This is a genomic window from Wenzhouxiangella indolica, from assembly GCF_042310355.1.
GTDB lineage: Bacteria > Pseudomonadota > Gammaproteobacteria > Xanthomonadales > Wenzhouxiangellaceae > Wenzhouxiangella.
In genome coordinates this window covers 1-731 of record NZ_JBHJMR010000037.1, presented here as the reverse complement: position 1 = coordinate 731, position 731 = coordinate 1, and the positions used below count along the sequence as shown (strand labels likewise).

1 protein-coding gene is annotated in these 731 nt (G+C 61.0%); it reads left to right on the top strand.

The window, feature by feature from the left end; genetic code table 11:
* A partial coding sequence (locus tag ACDC67_RS15885) for an IS256 family transposase (RefSeq protein WP_376694615.1) occupies nt 1-731 on the top strand: 731 nt, incomplete at both ends.

Genomic DNA, 731 nt, shown 5'->3' with positions numbered 1-731 from the left:
CGCCAGATCGTCGAGGCCTTCCAGGAGATGTACGGCGCCGAGGTCTCGTCGACGCTGGTCTCGAAAGTCACCGACGCGGTCATCGACCAGATGACCGAATGGCAGAGCCGACCACTGGATCCGCTCTATCCGATCGTCTATCTCGACTGCATCGTCGTCAAGGTGCGCCAGAACAAGCAGGTCATCAACAAATCGATCTACATCGCGCTCGGCATCGACCTGGAGGGCCACAAGCAACTGCTGGGCCTGTGGATCGCCGAGACCGAGGGGGCGAAGTTCTGGCTGTCGGTGCTCACCGAGCTCAAGAATCGCGGCGTCGAGGACATCCTGATCGCCTGTGTCGACGGCCTGAGCGGCTTCCCACAGGCGATCGAGGCGGTCTACCCCGAAACGCGGGTCCAGCTGTGCATCGTCCACATGGTGCGCAACTCGCTCAAGTACGTGTCCTGGAAGGACTACAAAGCGGTCACCCGCGATCTCAGGAAGATCTATCAGGCCCCGACCGAGGCCGACGCCCGCCGGGCGCTGGAAGCCTTCGGCGCAGAATGGGACGAGAAATACTGCCAGATCTCCAAAATCTGGGAACGACACTGGCCGTATCTGATCACCTTGTTCGACTACCCGGGCCCAATCCGCAAGGCAATCTATACGACCAATGCCATCGAGTCACTCAACAGCGTGATCCGGAAGGCGACGCGGCAGCGCAAGATCTTCCCGCACGACGAGTCGGC